This window comes from Pontibacter sp. GD13, from assembly GCF_058216355.1.
In genome coordinates, this window is the sequence record NZ_JBYZMQ010000001.1 from 628,325 (window position 1) to 642,214 (window position 13,890).

9 protein-coding genes are annotated in these 13,890 nt (G+C 52.3%); 6 read left to right on the forward strand and 3 right to left on the reverse strand.

All coding sequences use genetic code 11. The annotated features are described in order from the left end of the window. Positions 1-50 precede the first annotated feature (50 nt). The 6 genes from AC4BAN_RS02525 (at position 51) to AC4BAN_RS02550 (ending at position 11,434) form a co-directional block, all read left to right on the forward strand. Positions 51-3,698 (forward strand): SbcC/MukB-like Walker B domain-containing protein, encoded by a 3,648-nt coding sequence (locus AC4BAN_RS02525; RefSeq protein WP_490562784.1) that lies wholly within the window; start codon positions 51-53, stop codon positions 3,696-3,698. A gap of 197 nt (positions 3,699-3,895) precedes the next feature. Then, positions 3,896-5,908: a tetratricopeptide repeat-containing sensor histidine kinase gene (locus AC4BAN_RS02530; RefSeq protein ID WP_490562785.1), complete on the forward strand. Its 2,013-nt coding sequence runs from the start codon at positions 3,896-3,898 to the stop codon at positions 5,906-5,908. A 317-nt stretch (positions 5,909-6,225) separates the two neighbouring features. Then, entirely contained in the window at positions 6,226-9,651 is a 3,426-nt protein-coding gene (locus AC4BAN_RS02535) for an amidohydrolase family protein (protein ID WP_490562786.1), read from the forward strand. Positions 9,652-9,779: 128 nt separating this feature from the next. Then, on the forward strand, positions 9,780-10,004 hold the full coding sequence (locus tag AC4BAN_RS02540; protein ID WP_490562787.1) for a hypothetical protein: 225 nt from the start codon (positions 9,780-9,782) through the stop codon (positions 10,002-10,004). Between the two features lie 108 nt (positions 10,005-10,112). Further along, complete coding sequence (locus AC4BAN_RS02545; RefSeq protein WP_490562788.1) at positions 10,113-10,973, forward strand: thermonuclease family protein; 861 nt, start codon at positions 10,113-10,115, stop codon at positions 10,971-10,973. Positions 10,974-11,011: 38 nt separating this feature from the next. Continuing rightward, positions 11,012-11,434 carry a hypothetical protein gene (locus AC4BAN_RS02550; RefSeq protein WP_490562789.1) on the forward strand — a complete coding sequence of 141 codons (423 nt, stop codon included), beginning with the start codon at positions 11,012-11,014 and terminating at the stop codon, positions 11,432-11,434. Positions 11,435-11,439: 5 nt separating this feature from the next. Here AC4BAN_RS02550 and AC4BAN_RS02555 read toward each other — a convergent pair whose 3' ends face one another. The 3 genes from AC4BAN_RS02555 to AC4BAN_RS02565 form a co-directional block, all read right to left on the reverse strand. Continuing rightward, positions 11,440-12,294 (reverse strand): universal stress protein, encoded by an 855-nt coding sequence (locus tag AC4BAN_RS02555; RefSeq protein ID WP_490562790.1) that lies wholly within the window; start codon positions 12,292-12,294, stop codon positions 11,440-11,442. A 136-nt stretch (positions 12,295-12,430) separates the two neighbouring features. Beyond that, the gene (locus tag AC4BAN_RS02560) at positions 12,431-13,498 is read right to left on the reverse strand and encodes a DUF6687 family protein (protein WP_490562791.1); all 1,068 of its coding nucleotides are present in this window, start codon (positions 13,496-13,498) and stop codon (positions 12,431-12,433) included. A 36-nt stretch (positions 13,499-13,534) separates the two neighbouring features. Further along, the gene (locus AC4BAN_RS02565) at positions 13,535-13,834 is read right to left on the reverse strand and encodes an HNH endonuclease (RefSeq protein ID WP_490562792.1); all 300 of its coding nucleotides are present in this window, start codon (positions 13,832-13,834) and stop codon (positions 13,535-13,537) included. Positions 13,835-13,890 lie beyond the last annotated feature (56 nt).

The following is a 13,890-nucleotide window of genomic DNA, read 5'->3' on the forward strand; positions in this document are numbered from 1 at the left end:
GCGTCGCATAAGCCACAACAAGAGCAGTAAAACCCTCAGTACCTTTACCCATGAAGATCCTCTCCGTCCGTTTCCAAAACCTGAATTCCCTGAAAGGGGAGCATGAGATCCGCTTTGACCAAAGCCCACTGGCGGAGGCGGGCCTTTTTGCCATTACAGGCGCGACCGGTGCAGGCAAAACCACGATCCTGGACGCAATTACGGTGGCCTTGTACGGTCTGGTGCACCGCCACAACAACCACAAGCCCCTGGAGCTGATGACCCGGCACACAGCGGAAAGCTATGCGGAAGTGGAGTTTCTGGCAAACGATAAACGCTACCGCTCAAAGTGGCACCTGCGCCGCAGCCGTGGCAAGGCGGATGGCAACATGCAGCCGGTGCACATGGAGCTTTATGATCATGCAGCAGACGCCCTTTTAGACCTGAAACCAAGCGAGGTGCCGGCTAAGGTGGCTGAGCTGTGCGGCCTGGACTACGGCCAGTTCCTGCGCTCCGTCATGCTCTCGCAAGGCGACTTTGCCCGCTTCCTGAAAGCCGACCACAACGAGCGCAGCAGCCTGCTCGAGAAAATAACCGACACCGGCATCTACTCCGACATATCGAGGTTTGCCTTTGAGAAGGCGAAAACAGAGCGCCTGAAAAAAGAGGAACTGGAGCAAAAACTAGCGAATACCCAACTACTGCCTGAAGAACAGCGCCAGGCGTATCTTGCCGGTATAAAAGAACTGATTGATCAGGAAGCCATGCTGGAGAGCGACGGCAGGCACCTGCGGAAAAAAATACAGTGGCTGCAAACAGTGACGCAGCTCCAAACAAAGCAGCAGCAGCACCATACAGCACTACAGGACGAGGAGCAAAAGCTTGAATCTCTGAAGCCCGACCTCATCAAGTTGCAGCAGCACGAAAAGGCAAACCAGTTTGTCGGCGAGCTGGCCGAGATCCGTAGCGCACGCGGTAAAGTATCCGAAGTGCAGGAGCAGCTCCAGACCTTGCAAAAACGGGCGCCTGCATTGGAAACAGAAATAGAGTTAGCCGGAAAAATTTCCCTTGAGGCCTCAAAGGCGAAGCAGCAGGCAGACGAGGCGCTTCATAGGCTAACACCTCAGTTAACCCAGGTCATTAAGCTCGATCATCAACTGGAGAGCATCCAGGAGGCTTATACCCAACACAAAACAGCTAGTGTCTCCTTGGAGGAGCAGCTCAAACTTGAGCAATCACAGCTTGACAGCAAACAGGAAGAACTGGAGAAACTGACCCAGACGGCAATGGGCATAAAAAAGTGGCTGGAGCAAGCGGCCCGGTACCAGGACCTGAAAGAACATTTGCCTGAGTTTAGAATGACCCTCCGCGATCTGCAAGAAACGGAGCAGCGCATCAGCCGCCATCGACAGGAACAACAGGAACACCTGCGGCAACAGCAGCAGGACGACAAACTGGCAGCTGCACTGCAACAGCAGCAGGCACAGCAGGTAGCCAAGCAGGCACAGTTGCTGAAGCAAACAGAAGACAGGCAGGCGCAGCGCAAAACCCTGCTTGGAGGTAAATCGATGGAGGAGCTGGAGCTGCAGATGCAAGCTCAGCCAGCACTCGTGGCCAGGTATGTGCGGTTACAGGAACTGGCACAACAATTCCAGGCGCAACAGCGCAAACAACAGTTTTTAAAACAGCAGCAAGAGCAATTCAGCCAGCAGGCGCAGGAAGTGATGTTAGCCCTTCAAGCAGCTGAGGCAAAGTATAAACAAGCCCAGGATCACCTGGAAACCCTCCAGAAACTGGTACGGCTGCAGGAGCAGATCCATTTTTACGAAGACGCAAGGCATCAGCTGCAGGAGGGCGAGGAATGCCCGCTTTGCGGATCATGTGCGCACCCTTTCGCAAAGGACGGCTATCACTTTGACTTGCCTGAGGAGCTACAGAAACGAGATAAACAACTGATGCTTGTAAAAGAACTGGAGCAGACCATCAATGAGCTGCTGGTATCACAACGGGCGCTGGTACAACAGCAGCAACATGGCGCCACCACACTAGCCGAGGCAGAGGCAGAGCTGAGCCGTAGTCAGGTAGCTTTTGAGCAACTCTCGGCAGGACTTCCCGATGTTGTCGCTATTACAGACACGGAGCAGTTAAATGCCTTGCGTATACTTCAGGAGGATACAGCACGCACACTGCAGCAGAAATTAGCACTGGCACGCGCGCTTAACAAGGAGCTGGAAAGTATAAACCAGGCACTTCAGCGGTTACGGGAAGAACAACTACAGGCGCAGGCAGGGTTTACCCAACTGCAGCAGTCCGAAAAAATCAGCACGGCACAGCTGCACAAACTACAGCTTCTGCTAGCCGATGAGCAGGAACAGCTGCAGGCACACACCGAAATCGCGGTATCCTTTTTCGCCAGCTACGCCCTAACCTATAAACCAGAAACGCGACAAGAACTGTTGCGGGTGCTGGAGCAGCATGCGCTGGCGTTTACACAGCAGCAGCAAGCGCTGGAAGACATGCGCGAGCAATATTCGGCCTTACGGGAGCAGGTAAAGCACCTAAAGGTGCGGGTACAGGAAAAGGAAATTGACCTGCAGCAGCGCCAACTGGCTTTAAAGCAGGAGCATGAACAGATAAACAGTTTAAAGGCGGAAAGGCAGGCATTGTTTGGCAATAAGAAACCGGAACAGGAACGTGCGCTAGCCCAACAGGAGGTAAAAACCCGCACGACGCTGGCAGAGGAGGCCCGTACCCAGCTTCAAAAGAAGCAACAGGAACTGCAGGAAACCCTTGCCCGCGAAAGGGAATGCAAGCAAACGCACCAGCACCACCGCTCGTTACTGGAACAGCTTTGCGAAGGCCTGCTGCGTGTTTTACGCCAAAAGGGGATCGAAACCATAGAAACCCTGAGCCTGATGCTGCTGGAGCGCGACGAGGCGGAGCGTTTGGCGAACCTGAAAGCACAGACCGAGAAACACCTGACCGAGCTGCGCAAATCGCTAAGTGATGTTTCCCAAGATCTAAGCCTGGCCAAAGCCCAACACCTGACCAGCGAAAGCATGGAAACACTGCAGCAGCAGCAGGAGGAAAAAGCCAGGCAGCAGCGGGAGGTTATCGCGCAGCGGGCCCGCCAGCAGCAGCTACTGGAGCAGGATGCCCGGCAACGGGAGAAAAACCAGACGCTTGCCCAGGCACTCGCTACGCAGCAGATGGTTTTCCTCCGCTGGTCACAGCTTGCTGACCTGATCGGTTCGGCAGACGGCAACAAGTTCAGCAAGTTTGCGCAGGGGCTTACGCTGGCCAGGCTGGTGGAGCTGGCCAACCGGCACCTGCAAAAGCTGAACGACCGCTACCGTATCCTAAAGAGTGCCACCGAGGACCTGGACCTGCTGATTGTGGACACTTACCAAGCTGAGGCGGTGCGCCCGATGAACACCCTCTCCGGCGGCGAGAGCTTTCTGGTTAGTCTGGCACTGGCGCTGGGCCTCTCCGACCTGGCAGGACGCCGCACGCAGATCAACTCCCTGTTCATAGATGAGGGCTTTGGCACGTTGGATGCCGAAACGCTGGATGCCGCCATCACTACCCTCGAAAACCTGCAGTCAAGCGGGAAAATGATCGGCATCATATCGCATGTGGAGGCGCTGAAAGAACGGATCGGCACGCAAGTGAAAGTGCACCGAATGGCTGGCGGAATAAGCCTGATAGAAGTGGTATAATCAGATGAAAAAACCTATCGGAATCAAATAAATCGCTCTATCAAAATTGTATAATTAAGCTAATTGACTAAACCATACCAACAATTTTCATTTAAAAACAGGGTCTATGAACCAGAATAGGCACTCAGAAAAATTATATATAGCAAGCTTATGTTATCTATTCTAATTGCACTATATTTGAGCGTAATGTAGTGCAAATGAGACACCTTATTCTACTAAGCTTTTTACTGATCTCTTTAAAAGCTTACACACAAACTGATAAATTCGAGCGCCTAAAATCTCAGCTTGAGACCACTTCTGACGCCATTAAGCGTGTAGACCTGCTTTGTGAGCTCAGCAAGCTGCAAAGCAACACATCCCTGAGCGCCTCGCTCGACTATGCTAACAAGGCGGTTCAGCTAGCTAATAAAATGTATTACCCTCTCGGTCTCGCCAACGCTTATAACTGTGTAGGCGTAGTTTACGATCGTTCCGGAGACTATAAAAATGCCACCGACTTTTATTATAGATCGCTGCACATCCGAGAAGAGATCAAAGACTCCAGTGGCCTTTCGGCCAGCTACAACAACATCGGTTCTATGTACAACATTCAGGGAAATTTTGACAAAGCCCTGGAGTTCTATCAGAAGTCCCTGGACTATGCGCTGGCCCAGCACGACACGATCTCGATTGCCAAGACATACAATAACCTGGGAAGTATTTTCCAAAAGCAGAACGAGCTTCAGAAGGCGCTTAATTACATTCTGAAAGGATTAAATCTAAAGAAAAAAACGGGTGATTCTGAGAGTGTGGTATTAAGCCTGAACAATGCCGGTTACCTGCTTTCTGAACTTGGCAAATGGGATCAGGCCGTGTCGTACCATAAAAGAGCGCTTGAAATGCTGCCCCCCCAGGACAGCTCATTTGATAAAGCCTATTCCCTTTATGGGTTGGCACAGGCTTACCTGACCGGCGACTTCCCTCAGCTGGCGCTGCCATTTGCCCTTGATAACATGGCGGTTGTCAAAAAGATAAACTCTAAAGACGAAATAAAAATTGCCGCTGAGTTACTTAACAACATTTACCTGCAATTAGGCGATTACCGCAAGGCGCATGCTTACCTAACCATATTTAGTCAGTACAAAGACAGTGTGAGCACAACCGAGACAGACACTAAAATCGCGAAGCTGCAGTTGAAGTACGAAAAGGAAAACGCCGAGCAGGAAAACAAATTACTAAAGGCTGAAAGAACCCTGCAGGAACAAGAGCTGCAACGAACCAACGCCATTCAATACTTTACCATCGCGCTCCTGCTCTTAACCGCCATTCTGTCCGGTGTTTTCTTTGTCGGAAGGTTACGCCTGCACCGGATCAACGGCCTTCTGCTCCAGAAAAACACCGATGTGCTGGAGCACAGTGCAGCGCTTACCCTGAAGCAGACCAAGCTGAAAGAACAAGCTGCCTTGCTGCAGGAACAGAAAACGGAGCTCGAAAAACTCAATAGCGTAAAAGACAGGCTCTTCTCCATAATCGCACACGACCTGCGTGGCCCGCTGGTATCGCTGAAAGGTTTGCTACAGGTGTTCTCGCGCGGGGCGGTACCTCCCGAAAAAATGCAGCACTTTATGGCGAGCCTCGAAACATCGCAGCAAAACTCGCTTTGGTTACTCGATAACCTGCTCTTATGGGCGAAGGCTCAAATGAATGGCCTTAAGGTGGAACCGGAACAGGTTAAAATCGCCCAGCTAGTACAGCAGAACTTTAAACTGCTTCAGCCGCAGGCAGATCATAAGGGAATTGGGTTAAACAGTACGCTCGACCCGGAGTTGGTGGTGTTCGCTGACAGGGACATGACGGACCTGGTGGTTAGAAACCTGGTGTCGAATGCCATAAAATTCTGTAAAAAGGGCGACGAGGTAAACGTTACGGCAGATATTGTGGCGGCTAAGGTGGTGGTTAGAATAGTCGATACGGGTATCGGTATCTTGCCGGAAAAATTAAGCGCCCTTTTTTCCGATAACACGAGCAGTACCCCCGGAACTGCAAACGAGAAAGGAAGCGGCCTGGGGCTGCAACTTTGTAAATATTTTATTGAGCACAACAACGGCCAGATATGGGCAGAGAGCGAACTGGGCACAGGTAGTTCGTTTAGCTTCAGGCTGCCGGCAGGTGAGCAGCCCATGCTTAACGCCACGAAAACCGAGCAAGCGCCTGCGCTTGAATTAGCCTAATAAAGCACCCTTTCATCTCCTGGCGTTTAGCTGCATTGAACCGCTGTAAAAGGCTTTTTGCATGGATCGATAGCTTTTAACTTTCAAGCATGCCCTGCAGAAAATTCTGGTTGTAGCGCTGGTTAATTTATGCCCTCGCCTTGCCCTCGGAGCAAGCGTTGCTGCTGCAGGCTGGCCGGAACTTTCAAACCTAATGGCCTCTTTATCCAGGGAATTCGACCCCTAACCCCTACAATTCCGCTATTTATCTATTTGGTGTGTTAAAAAAAGCAGGAATACATTATATTCGCTTGCTAAAACCTAACCTAACGCTGCATATGTACCAAACCTCGTACAACCCCAAAAGAAGCTGGAAGAAGTCTCTTTTTGTGCTTTGTTCACTTGGTTTAATGCTGCACCCTGCCATGGCGCAGGATGCACCAAAAACTGAAAAGGACACGGCTAAAAAAGACAAAAAGGATCTTCCGCTGGAAGGCGCCCGCAAAATCAAGATCAACACCACCGAAGGGTCCTGGTTGGCTCTGGATGTGAGCCCGGATGGAAGCCAGCTCGTGTTCGACATGCTCGGTGACCTGTACCTGCTCCCGCTAAGTGGCGGAAAGGCTACGCAGCTTACGTCAGGCATGCAGTTCGATACACAGGCTAAGTTCAGCCCGGACGGCAAGTCCATCGTGTTTCTCTCTGACCAGGACGGGGCAGACAACATCTGGACCATGAACCTGGCCACCAAAAAGACCAAACAGATCAGCAAGAGCAAGAACGAGAATTTTCAGTCGGCTGAATGGACGCCGGACGGGGAATACCTGGTGGCAGCGCAGGGCAGGCGCAATTTAAAACTCCACCTGTACCACAAGGACGGAGGCGCAGGCGCAGAGCTGATCAGTAAGCCTGACAACCTAAAAACCGTTGAGCCGGCATTTGGCAAAAGCAGCCGTTATATCTGGTTTTCGCAGCGCACCGGTGCCTGGAACTACAATGCACAGCTGCCGCAGTACCAATTGGCTACTTTTGACAGGGAGACCGGCGATATAGATGTCAAAACATCACGCTACGGCTCCGCCTTTACCCCTACCCTTTCGCCTGATGGCAACTGGCTGGTATATGGCACGCGCCACAACGACAACACGGGCCTGGTAGCCCAGAACCTGAAAACAGGCGAAGAGAAATGGCTGGCCTACCCGGTGCAGCGCGACGAGCAGGAATCGATCGCACCGCTGGGTGTACTACCTGCCATGTCGTTCACGCCTGACAGCAAAAACCTGGTTGCTTCCTATGGAGGCAAGATCTACAGCATTCCGGTAGCGGGCGGCGATGCCAAAGAGATCGCTTTCCAGGTAGACACCGAACTTGCGATAGGTCCTAAACTGGATTTTAAATTCCCGATCTCGGATGATAAAATGATGACCGTTACCCAGATCCGGGATGTGGCCGTTTCGCCTAAAGGCAATCAGATCGCTTTTACGGCACTGGATCGCCTGTATGTGATGGATTACCCAAGCGGCACGCCCAAGCGCCTGACCGAAGCGGAATATACCGAGGCACAACCTGCCTGGTCGCCTGATGGCAAGCAGCTGGCTTTTGTAACCTGGGATGAAAAAACCGGCGGCGCCATTTATAAGGTAAACGCCAGTGGCAAAGGCAAGCCTGCCAAAGTAACGGTAGAGAAAGCTGTTTTCCAGGACCCGGCGTGGTCACCGGACGGCAGCAGGATCGTGTTCGTAAAAGGCTCTGCCCAGGGCTACCGGGAGGCAGAGGGCCCTGGCGCCTTCGACTCCCGGCAAAGTATAAACTGGGTGTCTGCCAAAGGCGGCGAGACGCATTACGTGACAAAGGCTGATGTGGGCGCTAACCCGCATTTCGTGAAAGGAGATGACCGCATTTACCTTTACAGCAACTCCGACGGCTTGATCTCCATCCGTTGGGACGGCACCGACAAGAAGTCTTTCCTGAAGGTAAAGGGCATCACCACCTACGGTTCTGTGGAAGATATGATCGAGGAGGAGATGAGCCACAACCTGCACCTGGAGGAGCGTGAGCCACAGCAAAAGCCATCCACGGCATCAACGGTAATAAAAGCACCGGTAGGAGACAGAGCACTTGCCCTTATCAACAACGAGATTTACGTGGTTACGATTCCGGTAACGGGAGGCGAAACACCCACCATCTCGGTGGCGGATGCCGACAAGGCCGCTTTCCCGAGTTGGAAACTAACCGAGATCGGCGGGCAGTTCCCAAGCTGGTCTGCCGATGGCAAGAAAGTATACTGGTCTATCGGAAACGGATTCTTTGCCTATAACCTGGACGAGGCAAAGGCCCGGCAGGAAGAGATAGAGCGCAAGCAGGAAGCTGAAAAAGAGACAGCCAAAACCGAGGGCGACAAAACCGAGCCTAAAAAGGATGAGCAGGATAAAGACGAGAAGAAAGACGAAGGTTACAAACCCGTCGAAACCAGGATAGCCATCCAGGTGCCGCGCGACATCCCGCAGGGCACTACCCTGCTGCAGGATGCCCGCATCATCACCATGAAGGGGGATGAAGTGATCGAGCACGGGGATATACTGATCGTGAACAACCGTATCCAGGCCGTTGGCCCATCAGGTACGCTTAATGCCCCCAAGGGTACGAACGTGATCGATGTGAAGGGTAAGACGATAACACCGGGCTTTGTGGATACCCATGCACACATGTGGCCTCGATGGGGCGTGCATACCAACCAGGTATGGATCTATGCCGCTAACCTTGCCTACGGCGTAACCACAACCCGCGACCCGCAAACAGGCACCACCGATGTGCTCACCTACAGCGACATGGTGGATGCCGGCAAGATGATTGGTCCGCGCGTGTACTCTACCGGCCCGGGTGTTGGTTACTGGGCTTACAACCTCAAAAGCCTGGAACACACCAAACAAGTGCTGAGGCAGTACTCCGAGTACTACCATACCAAAACAATAAAAATGTACCTGGTCGGCAATCGCCAGCACCGCCAGTGGATCATTATGGCAGCCAAAGAGCAGGGACTGTTGCCGACAACCGAGGGCGGCCTTGACTTTAAGCTGAACATGACGCAGGCCATTGACGGCTACCCGGGGCATGAGCACTCCTTCCCGATCTACCCGCTGTACAAGGATGTGGTTGACTTCGTTTCTAAATCGCAGATGGCGTACACGCCTACGCTGTTGGTTTCGTATGGCGGCCCTTGGGCTGAGAACTACTACTATGCTACAGAAGATGTGGTTGGTGACAAAAAACTAAACTACTTTACCCCGAAAGCTGAGTTGGATGCCAAAGCAAGACGCAGACCAGGCTGGTTTACCAAGGATGAGCACATTTTTGAGCGCCACGCAGAGTTTGTGAACAACCTTGTAAAGGCTGGCGGCCTGGCAGGTGTGGGTTCGCATGGCCAGTTACAGGGGCTCGGATACCATTGGGAAGTATGGTCGATCCAATCAGGTGGCATGAGCAACCTGGATGCCCTGAAGGTGGCCACCATCCTGGGCGCCAAGGGCCTGGGCCTTGACGGAGACATAGGCTCGATAGAAGGAGGCAAATTGGCTGACCTTGTAATCCTGGACCAGAACCCGCTGGAGAACATTCGAAACACCAATACCATTAAGTACGTGATGCGCAACGGGCGTTTATATGATGCCGCCACGCTGGACGAGTTGGCGCCCACCAAGCGCAAAGCCCCGGCATTCGACTGGCACAGCGCCTCGCCTGCAGGCGTACCCGGAATACAGCAATAGTTTATTTCTATTTCAAGATCAAAACCCTCCGGCTGCAGAAGTCGGAGGGTTTTGTTTTTTGATAGCGGGTAAAAGCCAACATAACCCTACTGAAAACGCGTATCTATAATGAAACTAAAAAAGATCGTATGAAAAAGCGCTCATGCCACCTCATCCTTGGCTTCATGCTCTGTGCGGGAGCGGTAGCCTGTAACAACAGTACGCAGGATCAAACCGAGGGAGGCAAGACCCCCGTGTCAGCTGATAACCCCAGGGCACCTACGGTTGCTCCGGAAGAACCCACTACTACGGATTTTGGGGATGGGTTGGAAGATACTTTACAGGAAAAAGAACAAGTAAACGACAAGCGGTAGTCCGTTGCCATACCGGCTTAAATCTTGCCAGCCAAAAAAGCAAATCGACTTGCCGGGCTTAAACTTTGCCGGCTACAGTTGTATCTTTGCCTTAAACACATGCCTACTATGCGAAAGTTAGCCCTTCACCTGGCCCAAGTGCTTGTCCTGCTCACCACCTTTTCCTGCCGCCACGACCGGCAAGACGCGCAAGAGCAGTTCCGGGAACGACAGGAGGCCGTGCTGGAACGCGCCGGAGAACATCGCCAGGAACCAGATAGCCTTGCACCGGGCACCGACGCGGCAGCAGCGTCCGACATGATCGTGACAGAAACGCCGCCCACAAAACAGCCCGCCGCCACAACCGGCGATAAGGTAGTAGGTGTGAAAGACGGTGACACGATCGTGTTACTTGTGAATGGCGAGGAGCTAACCGTCCGTTTATACGGCGTGGACACGCCTGAAAAAAAACAGGATTATGGGCAGAAAGCAAAGCAATTCACTTCCGATCTGGTGTTTGGAAAGCAGGTGCGCCTGCTCGTGCACAACAAGGATCGCTATGGCCGCACAGTAGGTACCATCATCCTTCCGGATGGCCGCAGCCTGAACGAGGAACTTGTAAAAAACGGGTATGCCTGGCATTACAAGGCCTATTCAAACGACAAGAACCTGGCAAACGCAGAAGCTGATGCCCGTCGGTTTAAAAGGGGCTTGTGGCAAGACCCAAACCCGGTTGCGCCCTGGGATTACCGCAAGGGCAAGGGTACAGGAAGCCAGGCTGCATCTGCGGTGGCCGCCCCGGCAGCACTACCGGCAGGCGCTGCCAAACGTATGGTTTACTTATGCAATAGTACTGGCTCAGCCGTTTACCATGCCGACAGGTCCTGCTCGGTTCTTAAGCGCTGCAAAGCGGAGGTGCTTACTGTTACAGAGGCTGCCGCTATCCGTGAATATGGCCGCAGGAAAGATAAAACATGTAGCGCGAAATAATTATTTTTTATACTTTTGGTGCTCCTACAAGACTTTGCATGAATATTCTCCTAAAACAACCCTTGTCCGCTTTTTGCAAAACCCTGTTTCCGGTGCTGTTACTCTTGGGCACATTTTCCTGCCAAAACCAATCGAAAGAGCCGGAAACTGTTCAAACGAAAATTGCAGATAGCCCAAACATCCAACAGGTTAGTGAAAAAAGACCAGCTCCGGAGTTCTTTATTATCCCGGAAGATCTGGCTAAAAAACGTGTTTGGATAGTGGAGAATGCCACGTCGGATATTTTTCACCTGCAACACGACTGCCCTCTTTTAGTAGAAGCCAAAGGAAAGGGTTCGTTCAGGAACCTGACCCTGACCCGGGCCATAGAAGAGTATGGCCGCTACAACTGCCCGGTTTGCAGTAAGGAGCTGGATCATATTTTCGACGAGGATATGGTTCGAATGCCTGTCAAGCACTAGGCCTGCTATTTATGATGCTCATGCAGGACGAGGAGCGGCACCTTGGCCTGATACGTCATCTTTTCTGTCAGGCTTTGTGAGAAAAGGTCCTGTAAAAAGCCCTTCTCTTTCCGAAGTAGGGCCAAAATACTGCCGCTTTCTTTCTGGAAATACGCGATCAGCCCCTGGTCGCGGTGCTTGTTAGCTACCTCCTGAAAAGACAGAGGCACACCCGGAAACTCCTGTTGCAGCTCCAGCCAGAACTGTTTGCCCTTTGCTAGGGTTTCGTCACTGGTTTCTTTCACCACGTGCACAACGTCGATACTGGCTCCAAACAAGCTTCCGAAATTCACGATCGTGCTTAAAGCGTCTTTGTCGTGGTCCGTGTACTCTGTGGCGTACACAATTTTGGTGATCTCGGGCCAGGGGGCATCTTCCGGAATTGACAAGACAGGGCACCTCACGCCCTCAATTACCGCCTCCGTGTTACTGCCTATCAAAATCTCCTCCATGGTATTGTTGCAACCCGTAGTGCCCATCACGATCAGGTCATAGCCTTCGTGCCTGGTCAGGTGCTCGGTCACGTCTGTTAAAAGGGCCTCTTTCAGCACATAATCACAGGAAAATTCCCCGCTTCGGTTGGCGCTATACTTTTCCTCGAGGTGCATACAGAGCGCCTTTAGCTTTTCTCCGGCATCACGCATCTGCTCGCCCAGTAGTTCGCTGGCCACCAGCGCCGTTTCGGAGGTGTCTACAATTGGCAGATGTACTACATGAAGCAGGGTAAGTTGTGCGCCGGCACGCTGTGCTATGTGCGTAGCATACTCTAAAGCCTTGGTGGCTGTTTTTGAAAAATCGGTGGGGCACAGTATCTTTTTCATGTCTGGTACGGCTTATAGCGAGCAAGGTGATTCCGCATCACATTTTTACAATGCATAGTATACGTGATAATCAAAAATAAATGGCATGCTGCGGACTTAAAAAGAAACAGAAGCAACAATTGGGCGCGGCGGGTAATTACCCTTGCAGCTGTTTATTGAATTCCTTTACCTCTTTCCAGCTCCAGTCATACTTTGGCTGCACACCCGCATAGGCCCGCTCGTAAAACGCGACCACTACCTGCTTCAGCTTCTGTGGCGTGATAGAGGAAGGATATATCTTCCGCTCGGCAGGGTTAGCGTATCTTTCAGCGCGTGTCAGGGTATCACCCTCCAGGCGGAGCAGGGGACCGGTATTGGTGTAAGAATTAAAGGTCCAGCGATATCCGGAACTTTCTAACGCATTGAGCGCCTCGGCAAGCGGGGCCATGCTAACGCGTGGAAGCGTAGGCCGGGAGGCGATATCTACCCAGGTGGTATACTTGTATTCCAGCTCATAGCGGTTTTGATCGTAACAGGCCAGCACCATGTCGAAGCCCTGGGTACGGCTGAACAAAGCATAATAATGGAGCGGGTGCGGCGTGTCGATCATAACGAGGCCGATGTTTGGGTAAGGTTCTAGCCTTGTATCGGGTTTATAAATGTCGCGGTAACCCAGCAGTACTGTGGCTGCCTCCTCTTCCCAGGCACCAGTCTCCCAATCGGGGTCCTGTAACACACGGCCGAATTCCCTGAGAAAGTACCTGAACTTAGGTGTGCACTGCGCCACTTCCTTTTCCTCCATTTCATCTGCCTCGAAAGGCTTGTAGAACAATTCCTGCTCTTTGGCATTTATCCAGCACACCAGTTTAAGGGCCTCCCCGGCCAAGGGATGATTCAGGTCCAGCTCCCTGAAATCGCCGATTATTGCCATTTGCCGCAACAGTTCTTCATTTTCGAGTGCCAGCTCAGGATGCAGCAAGGCCCACACCCCGATAAAGCCATCCACATCAAAATGGTTGGCCGTAACGTAAGGCAGATCAAGAGCGGGCATGTTTAAACGCAGGGCATGCAGCACAATGGCGGCACTGGTATCGTCGCGCACAGCGGCTGGGGTTGGGGTCCCTTTCCAATGCGACAGCATAAACCCATTGGCATGGGTACTGTCCACCACAATCGCCTTTTGCTGTTTCAGCTCCGAAAAAGGTATGTAGGATCGTTCTTGCATGCCGTAAAGTTACGGAGAAATCGGGCCGGTTAAAAATCATCGCCTGCGCTTCCCCCTCCTGTTCGAAATCCGTTCCACCTGCTTGTCCTTTACCCAATGCAGGTACTTTTGTAAGGCTTCAGCCTGCTTTAAGGCAGGAACCGAGTTATACTTTGTAGCCAGCTCGCGGTTTCCAATTTTCAAGTGAATAGTGCTGTGGCAGGGCTGGCACAGGGCGGCTGTGGCACCGTAACGCCCGCCCTCCTCGCGTGGGGTGAGGTGATGCCTGGTCAGGTGCAGCACTTCACGGCCACACAAGGCACACTCCTGGTCAGTCTGTTTTTTAGCTTTGCCCAACAATCCCTGTTTTTGTCCTTTTCCTGTAACAAATAAAGGGGCCCTGTGGTTTAGGA

Excerpts from the sequence above, each read along its gene's own strand:
- AC4BAN_RS02530 (WP_490562785.1), top strand. The coding sequence starts at position 3,896 with ATGAGACACCTTATTCTACTAAGCTTTTTACTGATCTCTTTAAAAGCT.
- AC4BAN_RS02545 (WP_490562788.1), top strand. The coding sequence starts at position 10,113 with ATGCGAAAGTTAGCCCTTCACCTGGCCCAAGTGCTTGTCCTGCTCACC.
- AC4BAN_RS02555 (WP_490562790.1), bottom strand. The coding sequence starts at position 12,294 with ATGAAAAAGATACTGTGCCCCACCGATTTTTCAAAAACAGCCACCAAG.
- AC4BAN_RS02525 (WP_490562784.1), top strand. The coding sequence starts at position 51 with ATGAAGATCCTCTCCGTCCGTTTCCAAAACCTGAATTCCCTGAAAGGG.
- AC4BAN_RS02550 (WP_490562789.1), top strand. The coding sequence starts at position 11,012 with ATGAATATTCTCCTAAAACAACCCTTGTCCGCTTTTTGCAAAACCCTG.
- AC4BAN_RS02560 (WP_490562791.1), bottom strand. The coding sequence starts at position 13,498 with ATGCAAGAACGATCCTACATACCTTTTTCGGAGCTGAAACAGCAAAAG.
- AC4BAN_RS02540 (WP_490562787.1), top strand. The coding sequence starts at position 9,780 with ATGAAAAAGCGCTCATGCCACCTCATCCTTGGCTTCATGCTCTGTGCG.
- AC4BAN_RS02535 (WP_490562786.1), top strand. The coding sequence starts at position 6,226 with ATGTACCAAACCTCGTACAACCCCAAAAGAAGCTGGAAGAAGTCTCTT.